The sequence below is a fragment of the Sphingomonas sp. TF3 genome (assembly GCF_003985085.1).
Lineage (GTDB): Bacteria > Pseudomonadota > Alphaproteobacteria > Sphingomonadales > Sphingomonadaceae > Sphingomonas.
Genome location: NZ_RWKS01000006.1, coordinates 183,805 through 199,965, shown reverse-complemented (window position 1 = coordinate 199,965; position 16,161 = coordinate 183,805). Strand labels below are relative to the sequence as shown.

Genomic DNA, 16,161 nt, shown 5'->3' with positions numbered 1-16,161 from the left:
TTTCCTCAGCGCGTAAGGTCGGCGGCGAAGCCGATTGGCGGGAATGCAGGCCAGCGGCCGTCAATTTCATCGAGATCGTCGCTCTCGATCGGCGCGAAGTTTTCCGGCCCTTGGTAAAACTCTAGCGCGAGATCGCTCTGAATGCCGGCAAGGTGCGTCTCGCCATCGGAGTTGTACGAAAGCTGACTATCGATCGATGCGATTTGCGAGATCTTGGAGGTAAGCGGATAGCTGCCGACGATCGCAACTTCCGCCTCGCGCTGCATCTGCCACAGCTCAGCCTCGGCCGCGGCCGCGCCATCGTCGCCGACCGCCGCGATCGCCGAGACTTCGCCGATCAAGCGAATCGTTGTGGTGACAGTGAAGGCAGGCCCGCCGCCGCGGCCGAGCGATTGCTTGGTCTCCCGAACGACCCGCGCGCGCCAGTTGGGATATTGGTCGTTCTGCGTGGGACGATCGCCGGGCCGATACACACGGCTCCCGGCGACCGTTGCGCCATCGACCCGGAGGGCAGCAACGACGAGATCAAGCAATTCGGCCGACGTCGTCATGGAATGGGGCCCATCAAGATGAGCTTGGCGTGCCCATGGCCGTCCGGACGCACATCCTTGACGACGAAGGTCCCTGGCACCGACGGAACGAAAACCCTGTCGTCCTGCAGCGGCTCACGTTGCAAGAATAGGGATGTCCGCACGCCCAGGCACGGCTTCCGCGTAGTGACCTCGGATCCTTCGCCATCAATGGTGATGTCGGCATAGGCGCGATCAAACACCGCATCGGCGAGTTGAAAGGGTGCGAGGCCGAGTGGCGTGTAGGTCGGCCATGAAGCACGATCGACTGCGACGCCTTCTCCAAAAACTCCCATTACAGGCCCGAGGATTACGGCGTCCCAGTCGATCGCCATCGATCAGGCACCCTGGCGTCCGGTCCGGAGCACCTCGGGTCGCTTGCAGATGAACAGCGGATATTCGTACGCTTCCATCCGCCACCAGGAGTTGCGGTCACGGTCGAAGATCGGAACGACGTAGCGCTCCTTGCCTGGCGTGTTGATCCAGTCGAAGGATTCGCCCGGTGCCATGGCCTTTTCAAAGACGCCCAAGGCATTCTTGGGGAAGAATTTCACTTTGTCGTTGGGGATTTTGATCGAGGTGTTATCGTCGGAGCCGCGATAATTGACCCAATCAACGCCGGCGAAGTTGAAGTGCTTGAAGGCTCCGCCAGCGCGTAGCTCGGACGCATCACTCCAGTTTTTGAACGTCTTTTCGACGTCCACATGGGTGATGAATTTGTCATAGAAGGAGTCACCGCACAGGCCGACGACGCTGGTCTGTGTGGTGAACGCACCCTGGGCGGACCGGGCCATGTCGCGCGTCATCGCGTTGATGATCGGGCGCAAAGACGATTCGATGTTCGCATCGAGATTGAAGCCGATTTCCGCCGGCAGGGCGAATTCGAACTCGTCGAACCAATTATACCAGACGCTGCCATCGGCATCGAGCAACATGCCCTGGACCGCGGCCAGACGCTGATACTCCTCGGTATAGTCGAGATGCGTCAGAATGCCGACCGGACCCGCGAGCCGACGCGCGACCTCGGTCTGGACCTGCATCAGAACGGTCTCTTCGCCAAATTCGCGGACATTCTGCAGCTCATGGCTGTGGATCGTGTCGCCCTTGAAAATCCGCGGCACGTCGAAATAGCGCATCTTGCGCCGCTCGGTCGTGCGCTCCGAATTGGTCGGCTCACCACGCTGGCTCATGGGCACGATGCTGAGCACGCCATTGCGTTCCTCGACGGCGAGCGCCGTCGTGCGGATCGGGTTCGGCGTGAACAGATCCATGTCGCTCAGAGTCTGCGGCAAATGTGGAATACGCTCGACCTGGCTGGTCAGCGCGACTTCCGAAAAGGCGTCGTTGCGGAAAATGTTGATCATGGACATGGCGGGAAGGCTCCATCGATGGGGGCTGCGCCGGGGATGGGCCGCAACCGGGCCCGCCCCGGGCAGCGCGAAGCCACCCAGGGTCAGGCATTTTTCGGAAGGGATGACGCGGCGCGGCCGCGTCGGGTCAGATGTTGAGGATGCCCTGCTTGGCCAGCTGAGCGAGCGCTGCAGTCCGTTGGCCCTGCGTGGTCACGTTCGCGCCCCACATCAGTTCGGCCGCCTGGACCTTCATCGGACCACGCACGTTCGCGACGCCACGCCGATCTGCCGAAGTTGCGTCGCGGCAGCCGCTCCAAAGCAGTGCGCTGGCATATTGCAGCCCGGTGACCGAGGTTGGATCATAGGGGAAATATTTGGTCGCCCCGGTGACCGTAATGGTGAGGCTGTCGCCGCTGACGAAATCCGTCGTGCCATCGGCAAGGGTAAAACCAAGGCCACCAGCGCTGAACGCGGATGCAACGTTGCCGTGGCCGATTTCGACGCCCGTCGGATCTTCGACGATAAAGGTGCCGGCATTGGTATTGGGCTCGATGAAGAACAGCTTGTAATCGCCGACCTTCGCGGCACCGGACACGGTGATCGCGCCGATCGCGCCGTTGCCGACGTTGGTGCCAAGCGCCGTCGCGGTCGCTGCGCCGCCAGTCAACTGCGCGGCCAGCACGAGACCGGCGAGGCAAAGCCCGGCACCCGAGCCAAGGAGAATCGCCTCACGGGTGAGCATGCCGTCGCTCGGATCCCAGACGACATAGCCGCCTTCGCGGCGCATTTCGGTAAGCGGGGTAATCGTGGGAGTGCCCATGAGGGGCTCCTTTCGGGATAAGGGGACTGTTGGGGGCCAGGTGGCCGCGCGTCAGATCAGCGCGGGGTCGATTTGATGCCGGCGCGCTGGAACGCCGCGTCCCAGCCGCGGCTGACGGCCTGCGGCCCGGTTGGGCCATGGCTATCGCTGCCAAGCTGGACGTTGCGGCTGGAGCGGTCCTGGCGCGCATGGCGATTTGCACCTGCATCGTCGCGATCGTCGCGCTGGCGGCCACCCTGGCCTTTGAGGACGGTGATAGCCTCGAGGCGGGTCATCCGCGTCTCGCAGGCCAGCGACACCGCCAGCGGGAGATTGTTGGCGGCCGCAGCGTGCCCGAGGATCGCCCCGATGCGCGCCTGCTCGCGACGCCGGGCGGAAGCCTTGGCGCTGCGCCCGTTCATCTCCTCCTTGTCGTCATCTTCCTCGTCATCATCGTCCTCATCGGACGCGCGCGACCGCTTGCCCTTGGGTTCGTCATCGTCGCACTGATCATCATCCGCGCGCTTGGACTTCTTGCTTTTGGGCTCGTCATCATCGTCATCATCCTCGGATGCACGCGAGCGCTTGCCCTTGGGCTCGTCATCGTCGTGCTCATCATCATCCGCCCGCTTGGACTTCTTGCTTTTGGGTTCGTCGTCATCGTCGTCGTCATCGGATGCACGCGAGCGCTTGCCCTTGGGCTCGTCGTCGTGCTGGTCATCGTCCGCAGTGCTGCGGACCTTGCGGGAAAGGCCTGCGAAATGCGCGAAACTGCTCGCGCCGGCCATGAGGCGGCTGGTCGTCATGATGATACTCCTGTTGGCGCGAAGCCTGGCAGCCGGGCCCGGGCGGCCCGGCCGGGTTAATCGAGCTGCTTCAGCAGCGCCCGGAACGCTTCGTCGGGTGCGGCGACCGCGTCGGCGAAACCGATGTCGACCCCTTTGCCGCCGAGAAACGTCCCGGCCTGGGTGCGGGTCACATCCTTGATCGCGAGGCCACGGTTGCGGGCGACCGTCGCGTCAAACAGTTGGCCGACTGCATCGATATCGGCCTGCATGTGCTCGAGCGCATCTTCGCTCAGGTCGAACATCTCATTGCCTTCGCCCTTGAAGGCACCCTTGGTGACCAGTGTCGGCGTGATGCCGCTCTTCGCGAGCCAGCCGGCAATGCTCAAATGCAGGTAGATTACACCCACCGAGCCGGTGCCCCCGGTGCGCGGGACCCATAAGCGGCCTGGATCGACCGCCGATGCGATAGCATAGGCGGCGGAATAGGCGCTCTCACCGAGGATCGCGGCGATCGGCTTGGAACCCCGCGCGCGGTAGATGGTATCGACCAGATCGAAGCAGCCGGCGACCTCGCCACCCGGGCTATCGAGATCGAACGCGATGGCATCGACATTGGGATCGGCGAGCGCGCGCATGAACTGCAGGCGTATGCGATCATATCCGGAGATGCCGAACAGGTCGCCATAGGACCACAGCCAGCTGAGCCGCTGGATCAGGACGCCGCGGATCGGAATGATCGCGACTCCGCAAACGATATCGTAAGGGCGCGCGCGATCCTCGTTTTCGAGATCCTCGTTAATCCCAAAGGCCGACCCTGGCGCACTTGCTTCGATGCCATCGCTAGCCCGCGCGAGCAGGTCGACCGCAATCGTCGACGCAGCGGGCAGGAGCGCGGCGCAGCTGTTGAAAAGGCGCGTGACCAGGTGACGCGGAAGGGCCGTCACTTACGTTTGCCCTGGCCGCGAGCCGAAATGACCTCAACCCGTTTACAGACTGCCTCATCGGTTCGCAGCAGCCCAATGGTTTCAAGGGCATCAATCGCGGCCAGTTCCTTGTCCGGATCGATGGGGATTGCCTGTTGGACGAGCTGCGCGTCGGCGCGCGCCTCGATCTCCGCTGGCGACTCCGCGACGCGCAAGCTCTCACCGCCGATCAGGCGAACGCGCGCTCCGTCTTCGGCGTGATCGAGATAGGCGATCGCCGAGGTCGACAGCCGCAAAGTGCGCCCATCGCCACTATGCGTGACATCGATAAACATCAGGCTTGCTCCGGTGATTGCGGTGCCGAGATCTGGGTCGCGGTGTATTCGTTGCCGAACCATTGCGGCCGCGGCAGACCGAGCTTGACCATGCGATGGTATTCGATGGCGCGCTGCTCGAGGTTCTCTTCCCAATCCATGCCCTGCTTTGCGCATTCCTCTTCCATGGTGGAGAGGCCGGCATCGAGCCCGAGCACGACGCCCTGACGCTCGGCGACGGGATCGACCCAACCACGTGCGGCACCGAGCCAACGGCCACGCGCATAGGCGGTGCGCATTTCGAGGTAAGACGGTGCATCGCGGGGGAGTGGAAGTTCGCCGCGTTCGAACGGCTCCTCGAGCCAGGTTGCCAGCACCGGTGTCGCGGTGTTCTGGTCGAATTCGTCGCAACGGCGATTGTAGGTCTTCTCGGCCTTGACGATGCCAGCGCGCGCCGACGACCAACTCGAGTCGGAATAGTCATTGTGGACTTCCTCGCCCGAGACGCCGATCGCGACCGAGACGCCCCGCAGCATTTCATGCGCGAAGGGCTTGATATCGGTCTGTCCGCCCCCGGGGGCGACCGACTTGATGTCTTCGCCGGGCGCGAGCGTCGAGAAGCGCGCGCCGGTGACGCTGACGTCGCGATCGGAATGGAAGTCCGACCGCATGTCCTGATACCAGCCGAACGCTTCCTCGTCCTGGTCCTCGGCGTCGAGCGCCTGGCGCACCATCTCGAAATCGTACGGGGAGGTGACGTAGAGGCCGAACGCCGCCGCGACCGTCTCTGCCTGCAGCTTCACGCCGTAGAGCCGCGAGAGCATCTTGAGCGAGCCGATGACGGGGGCGAACACCGAGACGCCGCGGTTCTGCGACACCCGGTCGGCGTCGTAATCGTGATACACCCGCCGCCAGCCGTCGGGATCCTCGCGCTCGACGCGATCCCACTGCATGCTCTGCGTCGCATTGTACCAGTCGAACTGGTGCGCGCGGCGCACGTGATAGGCGATCGCGACCTGATCGTTGTCGAGCTCGACGCCACCGCGCAGATAACGCGTGTCGGGCCCCATGTTGGGGTTGGACAGCCGATCGGGATCGACGCCCTCGAAGCACGTCGCATACGTCGCGGCACCGCGGCCGATGCGATCGGGGCGCCACTGCGCGACGAGCAGCGATTCGCCGTCGACCAGCTTATGGCCGAGCGCGAGGCGGAACTGCTGCGAAATGGTGAGACGACGGTTGACGTCGTTATAGTGGCCGAGGTCCTCGGAATAGGTGCGCCACTTCGCCTCGAGCACCTGGCGATACTCGTTCGCCCAAACCGCGTCGAAGCCCTTCGCGTGGAGCCGCAAGGCGCGATAGTCGGGCTTGGAAACGAAGCGGTATTGTGCGCCGATCGTCGAATCGAGGATCCCGCTGATCGCGCCGTTGGCCCACGGATCGTTGCGGCGCAGATCGCGCGCCTTGGCGGCCATCCGATCGCGATAGAGGTTGATCTCGGTGTCGGGCGAGCGGACCTGCGGAAACCAGTCGCTCTGGTCCTGCGACTGGAAGTTGACGGCGTCGTAGGGAAAGAAGTTCCCGCCGCTATTGCCGCCGAGCGAGCCGCGCATCCGCCCGGTGCCGCCGCGCGCGTTCTCACGAATGCGCGCGATCGTCGACGACGGGATCGGCTGACCACGATTATCGATCAGCGCGGGAGGTCCGCTCGCCCGACCCGGCGACATCAGAAGCGCACCCCGATCGCGCGGCGCGGCGAGCAGATGATGCCGAGCTGCGCCTGCAGCTGCCGGATGGCCATCGCCAGCTGGCCGATCGTCGCGATGGTGTATTTCACGCTCTTGGCACCATCGCCCTGGGCGTACGACGCGCTCTCCAGCTTGCGGCCGGCGCTCAGGTCGAGATAGTCCTGCTGCATGAGCTGGAGCTGCTGGCGCAGCACGGCCGTATCCATCCCCGCGAGCAGGCTCTGGCTGGGATCGTAGCGGGCCATGGCGGCTCCTTCAGGCAAGGCGGCGTATGCGGCCCGAGCGGCGCGCAGTCATCTTGGCGGGCGGCACCGCCGGTGCCGCAGGGGCGGCGGGCACTTCTTCGGCGGGTCGGTTGGCCGGTGCGGTCGGCATGACGGCGGCCTGGCGCTCGATCGTCGTGACCGCACCGACCCTTTCCGCTTCGCGGTTGAGCTTGAAGCCGCGATGCATCATGCCGTGCAGCGCGGCATAGGCGTAGACGCGGCAGTCGCTGGCCTCGTTGGCTTTGCCGGGCGGCAGAACCCAGACCCGGTATTTCATCCCGCCGAGTTGTTTGATCTCAATTTGTTCAGCCGTGAGCTGGGCGAAATAATTGATGTCCCGGTCGGTGGTGAAGTGCATGTAACCCGGCCCGGGGATTTCCCGGGTCAGGTACGAGCGTATCGCGTCTTTGCCGGCATTGACCCCGAGGATGACCGGGCGAAACGACTTCTTCGAACGCGACGTTGGCACCTTGGTCGGCCAGATCGGGTTTCGCTGCCCGGTCCGCGCGCTTTCACCCTTGATCGCCCAGATGTAGCGTTTCAGGCGTGCCTTGGCGAAATCGTAGACTGCCTGGGTGTGATGGCCGCCCGAGTCGATACAGCCTGCGGTGACCACGAAGGGGCGGCCATCCGCACGATACCATTTGCGTTCGAGGAACTCGTCCAGCCGCGCCTGCAGCCGCGGATCGTCGAATTCGCCCTCGAACACCTCATAGGCGATCGACCAGCTTTCCTCGTCCCGACCCCAGCCCACCAACTCGGCTTCGATGCGATAGTCCTGGACGTCGATGCCGATCGTCATGATCGCGACGCCGTCGGGAACATCCGCCGCCCAGATCTCGCGTCGGTTCAGCAGCGCGTCGGCGCTAAGTGCCTTGCCCGTGTTCTTCTTGAAGGTCAGCGCGAGCTGGGTGTTGTAAAAGGTAAGCTTGCCGTCCTCGTCGATAGCGGCAAGCCATTTTGCCGCGATCCTGGGAGGGGAGTCATTCGCCCAGGGGCTGTAGAGTTTCGACGCCTGGAACCCGGCATGTTCGTTCGGGACCGCCCACTTGCCGCAATGGCCGCATTTGGCGCGATAGACGGCCCAGCGCGGGCCGCTCCACCAATCCCAGACCCGGTCGATCGCGTTGGCGTCGTCTCCTGCCGCCCAGGCCGCCGCATAGGCATCGAGCGGGTGTTGCAGCTCGCCACAGCATTCGAACGGACGAGCCTGGTGCCACCTGATCGTCCCGAGCGCGCGGAGCCGTTGCCCCTCCGACCAGCCGGTCCCGCACACCTCGCAATAGATCCGCGCCGTCTCCGGCTTGTGGACCTTGCCTTCGGCACCCTTTTCCCAATGGACGTGCTCGAAGAAATCGAGAAACTGGCGATGCCCGCAGTCGGGACAGGCGACCGACGCGCGGCGCTGATCTGAGGTCGCATAGCTCGCCGAGATCTCGCACTCGCCGGTGATCGTCGGCGAGCAGACGCGCACGCTCAACGAATTCGATTCGAAGGTGGCGAGGCGCTCGTCGCCGATATCGGTCGGCTTTCCCTCCTTCAGGGGCAGGTACTTGTTGATCTCGTCGTAGAGAATGATCCGGATCGGCCTGCGCGCCAGGTTGTCCGGACTGCCGGCGCCGACGATGCCCAGGAAGCCTCCCGGGAAAGCCTTGTAATCGACCGTATCGCCCGCGTTGCGGGTCTTGGACGAAATCAGCCCGCGCAGCGCCGGCGTCGCCTTGATGAAGGGCGCAATGCGCTCCTTCGAGAATTGCAGCGCGGCCGAGTCCTTCGGCTGGACGATCAGCATCGGGCATGGATCGAGATCCATGTGGAAGCCGACGATGTTCTCGATCAGCGTCGACTTGAGCAGTTGCGTTGCAACCACCGCCGTCAGCTTTCGCACGCCCGGCTCGGTCACCGCGAGCATCGGACCACGCGCGATCTCGACGCGACCGGTGCGATACTGGCCCGATGTGCTGCCCGCCTCCTTCGCGAGCTTGCGGCGCTTGTCGGCCCATGTCGGCAAGCTGACCCGCGGGGGCGGCGTCCACCCCTTGCGGCTCGCGCGCCTTAGCCGCTCAGTCTTCGTCGGCGCTGGTGAAGTCGAGGTCGGGTTCGCCGAGCTCCTCGAGCTGCTGGTGGACATAGGGCTTCAGCGCCTCCGCCAGCTTTGCGCCGTCGATATCGAGATCGGCGGCGAGCAGCGGGGCGAAGCGTCCGGGCCAGGCCATCCAGGCGTCGCGTGCAGCGCGGCGATCGTCGAACAGCACTTTCTCGGCCGTCGCCATATCGACGAGCTTACCGGCCTCCTTTTGCGCCGCGAGCAGGTGCTTCAGCGCAAGGGCGTTCTCCTTGATCGCGTTCGCTTGAACCTTGCTCCGGAACTGACCGTTGAGCAGTTGCTCGATGAAGCCGCCCGCTATTTCCTCATCGATCTCGCCGTCTTCGGCTGCAGCCTGGAGGTCAGTGACAACCTCATCGATCTCGGCCGCAACTTCGGGGGCAACCCGCGTACGGTTGCGGGGTGCGGTTGCGGGGGCTGGTTGCGCCCCTGCCGCGGCCGGCTTGAAGCGACCGAGGCCGGCGTTCCGCATCCGTTCGTCCGACGCTTCGACGTCGACCAAATCCCCGGAAAACCACAGCGCGCCGTTGTTTTTCCACTTCGCCGCGGCTTGGCGGGACGCACCGTGCGTCTTTGCGTACGCGGTCAGCGAGAGCAGCGTCATAGCCCCCCCTCCCCGCAACCGGTTGCCCCCCGCAACCACTTTTTTAACGTCGTAGCTGGGGACGTCACGCGGTGCGCAATTACCCTTGATGCAGAAGGGGCCAGGAAGGACCCAAAAAACCCCCGGGGGGGTGTCAGATGACGCGGCGCTGCCCGATAGTGGGAAGGTCGCGGGCCAAGCGCGCGATCGTGACTGGATGACCAATGATCGCGTCGCGGGTGATGATGACCTTGGGATCTGCAGCCGGGTAGTGGCGGATGCGCTGCGGATGGCCACGCTTCAGGCGGCGCCGGGCGCGCCCTGGCGAGCGGACTTGTGACCAGTCCTCCGCTGGAACGGTCATCGCGTCCGATGATAGCAGCTTAAGGCCGCCAAATTGCATGGTCATTAAATCCATCATCGCGTCTCACTTAGCAGTTCACTTAGCAGTCGCGAAGGCGCGCTTGAGCGCAGCGTCGAACTCGCGCGCGGCATTGGCCTTCAGGTAGGCCGTTGCCCGGCCGAAGAAGTCGAAGCGCTTGCGGACCGGCGTCGTGTCTTCGAACTGGATCAGCAGTTTCAATCCGGTTCGGGCTTTGCCGCCTTTGTTGCCGACGCGCCGTGCTGCGGATGTCGGCCGCTGCCAGACACCGTTGACGACCTTGCCATTCCGCGTCGTCACCTTACCGATGAAAACGCCGGGCTTTCCCTTGAGCGAGGCCAGCTTCCCTTTGGCCAGATTGCCATATTGGTTCAGCGTGATCTCGCGCGGCGCTAGCATCCCACGCTTCGTTCCGAGCGATCGATTGCCGCCTACAACATAAGGCTCGAGATATTCGGCCTGGATGTCCTTCGCCGCGACCCGCGCGATCGGGCGCGATTTCGTGGCGACCTCGATTCGAAACGCATTCAGCGTGAACGGCGTTGGGGTGTCGAAGGTGTCCGACACCTCGTCCTTTTCTTGCGCGACGACGCCCTTTGCGAGGGCGTTCAGCGCGAGCGACGTCGCGAACGGCACCTGTTTCGCGCTGAGCCCGATGAACGCACGCTGGAGCGGCTTCAGGTTGGCGCGGATGTCGATCGAAGTCACGCGGCGGCGAGATCGATCGTGACGGCCGACCACGCCGCATCCGGCACCGGTCGCTGATAGAAACGAACATACGTGCGCGAGCCGATCACGCGGATCGATTCGCGGATCGCTTCCATCGCGCGCAGCCAGCGCTCGTCGGAAATCTCGACGCGCAACAGCATGAACAGCTCCGCGCGATTGATCTGGCCTTCCTTGTCGACCTGGAAGACGCGGTTGACGAGCGAGCGCAGCTCCACGCGGCCGCCGGCGGCCCATTCGGTAAGGCATTCGTCGATCAGCGCTTTCGCTGCCTGCAGTTCCGGCCCGAACTCGAGCAGATCCGAGACCTGGACCTGGACTTTCTGGCAGCCGTCGAACGACATCAGCGTGATGTTGCCCTTCTTGCCGCCAAGCGTCGCGCCATAGTGCTGCGCGATCAGTGCCTGCAGCGCCGAAACGCGGTCGAACACGTCCACCTTGAACGCGGCGATCTGCGCGGACACATCGCGCGCCTGGCCGAGGATGCCGCGGACGGTCTCGTCCATGAGCAGATCGGCCGCCTTCACCGCGGTTAGCGGCACGAGGCTGCCTTTCGCGTCGCGAAGATAGAGCGAACCAGCAACGTCGATCGACGCGGGATGCTTTGCGTCCGCCATACTGATATCCCCAAAGACAACCCGCGCCGTGACGCGGTGAGAAGGCGGGAGCTGATGGAGCAACTCACATCAATGATCGATTCGGCGATTTATGCCGCGCATCGACACGGCCTAGGTGCCGCTCGACTTTACCTGTCAGAGGACCGTCAGGCCCAACTGCAGCGCAATTCGATGCCTTCGCCGAGCGCACAGCGGACGATTACCACTTATCGAGGTGTTCCAATTACCACCACGATGGCGGGTCAGTCCGACCGATTGATCACCGCTAGCGGGACCGCGATAATGATCGATGAGGTGGGCGAGCGCTGAGGCGGAGACCCCCTCCGCCCCGGTCAGAATATCTGGCGGAAAACCGTGGCCGCACGGCCGCGAACAGATGGCGATGCCCCGGCGGTGCCCGCAGGCAGGGTGCCCTGCACGGTCGCGGTCGGCGAAACTTCCTGCCGGGTTCGGCTCCCGACCAGGAGAGATGCCAGCTGGCGATTCACGCGAAGCCGCGCACTGCGTTCGGCGTCAGCAGCCCATCGATGACGCTGTTCACGCCGGCATCAATATTCACTCGCGCCGCAGCGACGCTCGCGGTGGTGAGCTCGCGTTCGATCGCCACCAGGCTCGCCTTCGAAATCACCGCTTCCTCGCCGGGCATGGTCGAGATGAAATCACGAAGGATCGCGAGCGTGGTCATCGGCGGTCTCCACGAAAGGGGGCGACAATTGCGCGGACGAGCTGCTGCGCTCGCTCTTCGAGGTCATCGAGAGGCATATCCGGACGCCCTGTCGCGGCCTCTTCCCGCCGCCGCGCGTCGTGCACCAGCCGATCCCAATCGGGCGTCAAACGCTCGAGCTGATCGGCAATGGACCCGCCAGGGGAAGAGCGGGAGACGCGCGACTGGGGCATGGGGAAGCGCTCCAGATACAAAAAAAGCCCACCGGCCCGGGGGAAGGCGGTGGGCGTCAGGCGCAATTGTCGCGGGGTCGAAATAGGCCATTACGTGGCCATTTTGGCAGGGGCGTTTTTGTGTACCCCCAATGATTTTTTATCGCGTCCAAATTTTCGCAAGGTATCGCTTGATACATAGGCCCAATGGGCCTATATAAACTGCATCGGCGGTGATCGCCGAAAGGGGGCGCCGCCACAACGGGGCGCAGGAGACAGACGATGGCCGATTTCGTTCCCGCCGCTACCAACCTCCGCTCGCATGAGCTGTTCGATGTCGTCCAGACCGGCGGCCACGTGCAGATCATTTCCAAGAGCGCCCGCGTCGAAGCATCCGCCTATGCGACGGTGATCACCGTCGCCGAGATCGAGGCCAACCCCAAGCACTTCGCGCGCCCGCTCGTCTCCGGGCTTAAGGCGGCCGGCTATGCCGCCTATGTGCAGGGCAAGGTGGATGGCAAGTACACGCAGATCGGCCTGACGGCTGCGGACTACGCCAAGGGTACCGATGAGCGCGCGCGCTATGCCGCCTGGGTATCGGAGACGGCCGCCACCAACGCCGCTGGCCGTGCATTTTTTGACGGGATGAATGAGGGAGGCGATGGCTACAATCCCTACCGTTAATGGGGCACCGCTGTAATGTCCGTCAAATTTCGTACGGTCATAGCCTGCCGCGATACGCTCGCGGCAGGCTATGTCGAAACCCCATTCCGCCGATCCCAAAAAAGCGATGCGGTGCCGGATAGCGACCCAGCACTTGCGACTGTCCGTGCGTCGCGTCACTATTGGCGAGAGCGTTGCGATATGATCGCCGACCCCATCTCCGAGATCGACCTCGGAATTGTCGCGGCCCACCGAGGTTACGGAATTGTTATGCCCATAGGCGTGTCGAGCATGTCTATCCTGCGGTCTCGATTAATCAACCGAGCATGGCGCGACGGTGCCTGGGACATGACCGAGCATCATTATCCGCCGATTAACGGCGACAGTTTGGGTGTAGTGTCGGCAAATCGGCGCTGGCTTGATGCTGAGCGTGAGCGGTTGGATGCGGACGCGCCGAGAGCCAGTCTTGAGCGGTGGCTATCAGACGCAGCTGTGGCAGGCTCTCTGGTAGTCTGGTCATGGCGACCAATGGTAGACAACCCATATCTCAGCTATTGGCTCCCCAAGGATCGCAGCCTGGCCCCTGACGGATCTCGCGGCGGGGACGCCCCCCTGCTCAAACGTCCCGAAACGGGCGGTAGCTACCACTATGTCTTTGGTAAAAGACAAAAACAGATGGCCAGCCAAAAAGGCGGGCGGCGCGCCGGTCAACGCGGCGCGCCGCCCGCCACGCGGCGACAGCTGGAATATCTCGCCGATCTCATGCGGCGAGCAAACCGGCATCCTGCGGACATCCCCAAAGGCCTCACCCGTCAGCAAGCCAGCAGCATGATCGACATCATGCTGCTGGCGAACAGTTAGGCGACCACATGACCTACCTCAACCACCTGACCCTCAACACGGGGGATCTCCGCCGCTCATGGCTGCACGAGGTGGACGACGCAGCGATCGAGCATACGCGCGAGCTAGTCGCCGATGCGGTCGCTGGCGGGGGGGATACCGACATGCCGGTCCCCGGCTATCGGCTGCATGTTGAGCCGTTCGGGTCGCGCCGTGCCGCGCTGTGCACGGTCTCGCGCGATGATGTGCCGCTGGTGACGATCGCCGTGGCTGCACGACCGTCGCGCGCGCTCTGGGGGCAGATGATCGCGTTGCGCCATAGGATTGACCCGGACGCGCCGGCACTCGACGAGCCTCCTGCGCCGTGGTGCGCAGCACTGCTGCTGCCGGCTGCGGTGACCGACCATGGCGCGATGGCTTGGCTTGGCGATTTCGAGCGCTGCGCCGCCTGGGCATGGATTGATCCGAAATGACCGGCGCAGAGGTTCTGGCGGCGCGTGCTACCCTCAGTCTGAGCGCAGAGGAGTTGGCCGGATTGGTCGGTGTGTCGGGAGCGCGGACAATCTACAAATGGGAGCATGGCGATCGAGCTGTGCCGGGGCCGGTCGCAATCATCATCACAGCTTTGCTGGAGAGCGCCGCCATGCGCGAATATTTCGGCGTCTCTCTTAGCGTGATTTAGCTCAAGATACCGGCATGCGCGGCGATCAGCGTCGCCGCATCGACGTCTTTGCACACCGTGCCGAATATCTGCGGCCATAGGTCTAGCGCGTCGATCAACAACCGCTTCGCACGCCGGTTGTGCATCCCATAACGATTCGCCACCACGGTATAGCCGACCGTCTCGCCAACGATCATGTCTAGGACTGCGGCGATCGGCCCGCGCACCTCGCGTCGCCAGCGCGAATAGGCCATTTCGCGCCGCACCGCGCCCAATGCCTCGTAAAAGGTCCCATCGCCACTGCGCGTCTGGTCGACGCGTGTCTCGACGCTGGAGGTTCGCACCGTCACGTCGGCACCGATCCGCTCCGCAACCGTGGCGATCTCCACGGCCGAGGCAAGCTGCTCGGCGTCGATCGAGCCGGAAAGGTAGAGCTGGGCCAGCGCACCGTCCTGGTGGTGCTTGTGGTGTTCATGGGTTTCCGGCGTACCGTGCGCCTTATGATCCCAGCGCTCGTGCATTTCCGCTCGGGATTTCCGCAGTGACCGCTCTGCTGCCGCACGATCTGGATGTTTCTCTGCCCAGCGCCGACGGTTGAGCGCGATGTCATCGGCGATGCTTTTCTCGAGCGGGCTGGGCTTGCGCTTCTTGGGGGCCTTGGTCGACCAGCCGACACCCCTCACCTCTTGCTTCGCCGACGCCGCGTTCGCCTCGGCCCGCTCAGCCAGTGCCTGTTTGCGGTGGCGCGCGATGATCGCGCGCATCACCTTCGCCTCGGCTGGATTGCTGTCCGACATTTTGCTGACCCCCGTCGTCTGTCACGGGTGTCTGCTCAAGTTCGGGCACCCGCGGCAGTGGCGGAAATGTGCTGGCCGTTGACCGCTCGAACACCTGGCCATCGGGGTTCACCGTCCAGCCGGCCGCACGCAGTGCCAGGATCGCGTCGCCCTCGCTGACGTGCTGCTCGAGCCCTGGGAAAGACATGCGCCGCCGATCGCCTGGCGCGCGCAGGATCTCGCCCTCGGCGGTCAGCGTGCGCACCATGTCGCGCGCACGGGAGCGGCCGATGCCGACCGCGCCGGCGATCTCGCCATAACTGGGTGAGCTGCCCCAGCGCAGGAAATACGCCTTGGCGAAATCCAGCACCTGCAGCTTCGTGCTCACCATGCTCGGCGAACGACGATATTGCGCCACCATAGACTTGTTTACGCCCGCGCTCCCGGTGCGGAACATAGCGGGAATTGCGGCAACCATCCATAGCCCGAAACATTTCAGCATATTGCGCATGTATTTGCGCAAAAGCGATTGACCGACCTCCGCATGATGTGTATATATTTGCGCATGGAACGGGACAGCAAGAAAATCGTCAAGCGGCTGGTGACGGAAGGGTTCGATCTCGTGTCGGTCAAGGGCTCGCACCACAAATTCCGCAAGGGCGATATCACGGTGATCGTCCCGCACCCGAAGAAAGACCTGCCGCTGGGCACCGCCCGCAGCATCGCGAAAATGGCGGGGTGGGTGTGATCCCCCGCCCCCTGGGAGTAAGACTATGAAGTATTTCTACGCCATCGTGCACAAGGATGAAGACAGCGCCTTCGGCGTCACCTTCCCCGATCTTCCGGGCTGTTTCTCGGCAGCGGATGAGATCGGCGAGGTTCTGCCCAATGCCTGCGATGCGCTCGCCTTATGGTTCGAGGATGCCGCCGAGGTCGCGCCGCTCCCGCTCGATCAGATCCAGGCGCTTGCCGCCGACGATCTGCGCGATGGCGCGTTCATCATCGCGGTGCCGTGGATCCGCAACAGCGGCACCGTCGCGCGCGTGAACCTGTCGCTCGATCGCGGTATGCTCGACGCGATCGACAAGGCCGCGACCTCGCGCAGCCTTACTCGGAGCGCCTTCCTCGCCCAGGCCGCGCGCAATGAGATCGAGCATCGGCACTGAGCTGA

General features: G+C 63.9%; 24 protein-coding genes. 7 read left to right on the top strand and 17 right to left on the bottom strand.

The window, feature by feature from the left end:
* Positions 1–5: 5 nt before the first annotated feature.
* The 14 genes from EJC47_RS07555 to EJC47_RS07490 all read right to left on the bottom strand — a co-directional run bounded on the left by EJC47_RS07555 (position 6) and on the right by EJC47_RS07490 (position 11,174).
* Complete coding sequence (locus EJC47_RS07555; RefSeq protein WP_126846470.1) at positions 6–551, bottom strand: ATP-binding protein; 546 nt, start codon at positions 549–551, stop codon at positions 6–8.
* Positions 548–904, bottom strand: a complete 357-nt coding sequence (locus tag EJC47_RS07550) for a head-tail joining protein (RefSeq protein WP_126846467.1) — start codon at positions 902–904, stop codon at positions 548–550. Before EJC47_RS07550 ends, EJC47_RS07555 begins: the two co-directional genes overlap by 4 nt.
* Before the next feature lie 3 nt (positions 905–907).
* On the bottom strand, positions 908–1,939 hold the full coding sequence (locus EJC47_RS07545) for a major capsid protein (RefSeq protein ID WP_126846465.1): 1,032 nt from the start codon (positions 1,937–1,939) through the stop codon (positions 908–910).
* Positions 1,940–2,066: 127 nt separating this feature from the next.
* A complete protein-coding gene (locus EJC47_RS07540) occupies positions 2,067–2,741 on the bottom strand; it encodes a head decoration protein (protein WP_126846463.1) in 675 nt (224 codons plus the stop codon).
* A gap of 56 nt (positions 2,742–2,797) precedes the next feature.
* Complete coding sequence (locus EJC47_RS07535) at positions 2,798–3,526, bottom strand: hypothetical protein (protein ID WP_126846461.1); 729 nt, start codon at positions 3,524–3,526, stop codon at positions 2,798–2,800.
* A gap of 56 nt (positions 3,527–3,582) precedes the next feature.
* On the bottom strand, positions 3,583–4,452 hold the full coding sequence (locus tag EJC47_RS07530; protein WP_126846459.1) for a S49 family peptidase: 870 nt from the start codon (positions 4,450–4,452) through the stop codon (positions 3,583–3,585).
* On the bottom strand, positions 4,449–4,727 hold the full coding sequence (locus EJC47_RS07525) for a hypothetical protein (RefSeq protein WP_126846457.1): 279 nt from the start codon (positions 4,725–4,727) through the stop codon (positions 4,449–4,451). The genes EJC47_RS07530 and EJC47_RS07525 overlap by 4 nt, the downstream gene beginning before the upstream one ends.
* 38 nt (positions 4,728–4,765) lie before the next feature.
* Positions 4,766–6,472 (bottom strand): phage portal protein, encoded by a 1,707-nt coding sequence (locus EJC47_RS07520; protein ID WP_126846455.1) that lies wholly within the window; start codon positions 6,470–6,472, stop codon positions 4,766–4,768.
* Positions 6,472–6,738 (bottom strand): gpW family head-tail joining protein, encoded by a 267-nt coding sequence (gene gpW, locus EJC47_RS07515; RefSeq protein ID WP_126846453.1) that lies wholly within the window; start codon positions 6,736–6,738, stop codon positions 6,472–6,474. The genes EJC47_RS07520 and gpW overlap by 1 nt, the downstream gene beginning before the upstream one ends.
* Before the next feature lie 10 nt (positions 6,739–6,748).
* A complete protein-coding gene (locus tag EJC47_RS07510) occupies positions 6,749–8,770 on the bottom strand; it encodes a phage terminase large subunit family protein (RefSeq protein ID WP_221885162.1) in 2,022 nt (673 codons plus the stop codon).
* Between the two features lie 52 nt (positions 8,771–8,822).
* Positions 8,823–9,470 carry a hypothetical protein gene (locus EJC47_RS07505; RefSeq protein WP_126846449.1) on the bottom strand — a complete coding sequence of 216 codons (648 nt, stop codon included), beginning with the start codon at positions 9,468–9,470 and terminating at the stop codon, positions 8,823–8,825.
* A 133-nt stretch (positions 9,471–9,603) separates the two neighbouring features.
* On the bottom strand, positions 9,604–9,852 hold the full coding sequence (locus EJC47_RS07500; protein ID WP_185867587.1) for a hypothetical protein: 249 nt from the start codon (positions 9,850–9,852) through the stop codon (positions 9,604–9,606).
* Positions 9,853–9,888: 36 nt separating this feature from the next.
* Positions 9,889–10,539 (bottom strand): hypothetical protein, encoded by a 651-nt coding sequence (locus EJC47_RS07495; RefSeq protein WP_126846444.1) that lies wholly within the window; start codon positions 10,537–10,539, stop codon positions 9,889–9,891.
* Positions 10,536–11,174, bottom strand: a complete 639-nt coding sequence (locus EJC47_RS07490) for a DUF3164 family protein (protein ID WP_126846442.1) — start codon at positions 11,172–11,174, stop codon at positions 10,536–10,538. Before EJC47_RS07490 ends, EJC47_RS07495 begins: the two co-directional genes overlap by 4 nt.
* A 54-nt stretch (positions 11,175–11,228) precedes the next feature.
* On the opposite strand from EJC47_RS07490, the gene EJC47_RS07485 reads away from it, so the two are divergent.
* Positions 11,229–11,483, top strand: a complete 255-nt coding sequence (locus EJC47_RS07485) for a hypothetical protein (RefSeq protein WP_126846440.1) — start codon at positions 11,229–11,231, stop codon at positions 11,481–11,483.
* 175 nt (positions 11,484–11,658) lie between these two features.
* Here the strand turns inward: EJC47_RS07485 and EJC47_RS07480 are convergent, their stop codons facing one another.
* The gene (locus tag EJC47_RS07480; RefSeq protein WP_126846438.1) at positions 11,659–11,859 is read right to left on the bottom strand and encodes a hypothetical protein; all 201 of its coding nucleotides are present in this window, start codon (positions 11,857–11,859) and stop codon (positions 11,659–11,661) included.
* Between the two features lie 473 nt (positions 11,860–12,332).
* On the opposite strand from EJC47_RS07480, the gene EJC47_RS07475 reads away from it, so the two are divergent.
* The 4 genes from EJC47_RS07475 to EJC47_RS07460 are packed head-to-tail and all read left to right on the top strand — an operon-like array spanning position 12,333 to position 14,235.
* A complete protein-coding gene (locus tag EJC47_RS07475) occupies positions 12,333–12,734 on the top strand; it encodes a hypothetical protein (protein WP_126846436.1) in 402 nt (133 codons plus the stop codon).
* Between the two features lie 15 nt (positions 12,735–12,749).
* Entirely contained in the window at positions 12,750–13,574 is an 825-nt protein-coding gene (locus tag EJC47_RS07470) for a hypothetical protein (protein WP_126846434.1), read from the top strand.
* Positions 13,575–13,582: 8 nt separating this feature from the next.
* Positions 13,583–14,026 carry a hypothetical protein gene (locus tag EJC47_RS07465; protein ID WP_126846432.1) on the top strand — a complete coding sequence of 148 codons (444 nt, stop codon included), beginning with the start codon at positions 13,583–13,585 and terminating at the stop codon, positions 14,024–14,026.
* Positions 14,023–14,235 carry a helix-turn-helix domain-containing protein gene (locus EJC47_RS07460; protein WP_126846429.1) on the top strand — a complete coding sequence of 71 codons (213 nt, stop codon included), beginning with the start codon at positions 14,023–14,025 and terminating at the stop codon, positions 14,233–14,235. Before EJC47_RS07465 ends, EJC47_RS07460 begins: the two co-directional genes overlap by 4 nt.
* Here EJC47_RS07460 and EJC47_RS07455 read toward each other — a convergent pair.
* Together EJC47_RS07455 and EJC47_RS07450 are read right to left on the bottom strand one after the other, a co-directional pair.
* Positions 14,232–14,978, bottom strand: coding sequence for a hypothetical protein (locus tag EJC47_RS07455; RefSeq protein ID WP_126846427.1), 747 nt, complete (start codon positions 14,976–14,978; stop codon positions 14,232–14,234). The genes EJC47_RS07460 and EJC47_RS07455 overlap by 4 nt on opposite strands.
* The gene (locus EJC47_RS07450; protein ID WP_260591502.1) at positions 14,935–15,501 is read right to left on the bottom strand and encodes a hypothetical protein; all 567 of its coding nucleotides are present in this window, start codon (positions 15,499–15,501) and stop codon (positions 14,935–14,937) included. The genes EJC47_RS07455 and EJC47_RS07450 overlap by 44 nt, the downstream gene beginning before the upstream one ends.
* A 33-nt stretch (positions 15,502–15,534) precedes the next feature.
* Here EJC47_RS07450 and EJC47_RS07445 point away from each other — a divergent pair, with 33 nt between their 5' ends.
* Positions 15,535–15,738, top strand: coding sequence for a type II toxin-antitoxin system HicA family toxin (locus EJC47_RS07445; RefSeq protein WP_260591501.1), 204 nt, complete (start codon positions 15,535–15,537; stop codon positions 15,736–15,738).
* A 25-nt stretch (positions 15,739–15,763) separates the two neighbouring features.
* Positions 15,764–16,156 (top strand): type II toxin-antitoxin system HicB family antitoxin, encoded by a 393-nt coding sequence (locus tag EJC47_RS07440; protein WP_126846423.1) that lies wholly within the window; start codon positions 15,764–15,766, stop codon positions 16,154–16,156.
* The last annotated feature ends 5 nt before the right edge of the window (positions 16,157–16,161 follow it).

What these genes read in the sequence shown, in the direction of transcription:
- gpW (WP_126846453.1), bottom strand. Translation starts at nt 6,738, where the DNA reads ATGGCCCGCTACGATCCCAGCCAGAGCCTGCTCGCGGGGATGGATACG.
- EJC47_RS07450 (WP_260591502.1), bottom strand. Translation starts at nt 15,501, where the DNA reads ATGCGCAATATGCTGAAATGTTTCGGGCTATGGATGGTTGCCGCAATT.
- EJC47_RS07465 (WP_126846432.1), top strand. Translation starts at nt 13,583, where the DNA reads ATGACCTACCTCAACCACCTGACCCTCAACACGGGGGATCTCCGCCGC.
- EJC47_RS07505 (WP_126846449.1), bottom strand. Translation starts at nt 9,470, where the DNA reads ATGACGCTGCTCTCGCTGACCGCGTACGCAAAGACGCACGGTGCGTCC.
- EJC47_RS07550 (WP_126846467.1), bottom strand. Translation starts at nt 904, where the DNA reads ATGGCGATCGACTGGGACGCCGTAATCCTCGGGCCTGTAATGGGAGTT.
- EJC47_RS07545 (WP_126846465.1), bottom strand. Translation starts at nt 1,939, where the DNA reads ATGTCCATGATCAACATTTTCCGCAACGACGCCTTTTCGGAAGTCGCG.
- EJC47_RS07455 (WP_126846427.1), bottom strand. Translation starts at nt 14,978, where the DNA reads ATGCGCGCGATCATCGCGCGCCACCGCAAACAGGCACTGGCTGAGCGG.
- EJC47_RS07535 (WP_126846461.1), bottom strand. Translation starts at nt 3,526, where the DNA reads ATGACGACCAGCCGCCTCATGGCCGGCGCGAGCAGTTTCGCGCATTTC.
- EJC47_RS07540 (WP_126846463.1), bottom strand. Translation starts at nt 2,741, where the DNA reads ATGGGCACTCCCACGATTACCCCGCTTACCGAAATGCGCCGCGAAGGC.
- EJC47_RS07460 (WP_126846429.1), top strand. Translation starts at nt 14,023, where the DNA reads ATGACCGGCGCAGAGGTTCTGGCGGCGCGTGCTACCCTCAGTCTGAGC.
- EJC47_RS07490 (WP_126846442.1), bottom strand. Translation starts at nt 11,174, where the DNA reads ATGGCGGACGCAAAGCATCCCGCGTCGATCGACGTTGCTGGTTCGCTC.
- EJC47_RS07440 (WP_126846423.1), top strand. Translation starts at nt 15,764, where the DNA reads ATGAAGTATTTCTACGCCATCGTGCACAAGGATGAAGACAGCGCCTTC.
- EJC47_RS07485 (WP_126846440.1), top strand. Translation starts at nt 11,229, where the DNA reads ATGGAGCAACTCACATCAATGATCGATTCGGCGATTTATGCCGCGCAT.
- EJC47_RS07445 (WP_260591501.1), top strand. Translation starts at nt 15,535, where the DNA reads ATGATGTGTATATATTTGCGCATGGAACGGGACAGCAAGAAAATCGTC.
- EJC47_RS07470 (WP_126846434.1), top strand. Translation starts at nt 12,750, where the DNA reads ATGTCCGTCAAATTTCGTACGGTCATAGCCTGCCGCGATACGCTCGCG.
- EJC47_RS07555 (WP_126846470.1), bottom strand. Translation starts at nt 551, where the DNA reads ATGACGACGTCGGCCGAATTGCTTGATCTCGTCGTTGCTGCCCTCCGG.
- EJC47_RS07475 (WP_126846436.1), top strand. Translation starts at nt 12,333, where the DNA reads ATGGCCGATTTCGTTCCCGCCGCTACCAACCTCCGCTCGCATGAGCTG.
- EJC47_RS07480 (WP_126846438.1), bottom strand. Translation starts at nt 11,859, where the DNA reads ATGACCACGCTCGCGATCCTTCGTGATTTCATCTCGACCATGCCCGGC.
- EJC47_RS07500 (WP_185867587.1), bottom strand. Translation starts at nt 9,852, where the DNA reads ATGCAATTTGGCGGCCTTAAGCTGCTATCATCGGACGCGATGACCGTT.
- EJC47_RS07520 (WP_126846455.1), bottom strand. Translation starts at nt 6,472, where the DNA reads ATGTCGCCGGGTCGGGCGAGCGGACCTCCCGCGCTGATCGATAATCGT.